At 59.8% G+C, this 403-nt stretch carries 1 protein-coding gene; it reads left to right on the forward strand.

Annotation, left to right across the window (positions count from 1 at the left end):
• Positions 1-403, forward strand: a 403-nt coding sequence (locus AC1RP1_RS07960; RefSeq protein WP_481762715.1) for a hypothetical protein, incomplete at both ends; no start/stop codon positions are given.

Raw genomic sequence — 403 nt, forward strand, 5'->3', positions numbered from 1 at the left:
CAGGTGTACGACGTGGTGATGGACGTGCTGGACGCGCAGGCCGGTATCAAGGTCAGTGAACCCGAGGTCAAGTACGACCCGGGTCTCGCGCAGCGTGTCCGGCGTGTGGTGCGCGCCGCAGTCGGGAACGGCCCGCTCGAACTCGACACGAATCTTACCGTCGAATACAACTTCGATGAAATCGACATGGAAGAGTTGCGTAGCGATATTGAGGCCGAATTCGAAATCGATGCGGGGAGCCCGGTAACGGACCCGTGGACCACGATGCGTGATATCGTGGAAGCTGTGGTGCGCGGTATCGCGGCGCAAGAAGCGGACGAAGAAGCCGACGAGCAGCTTCTGGCCGCGATTCAGAAAGTAGCGGCCGAAGCTACCGGAATCCAGATCAAGTGCGCCATGAAAC

This window comes from Dellaglioa sp. CoH-56-MRSF-13 (assembly GCF_056782095.1).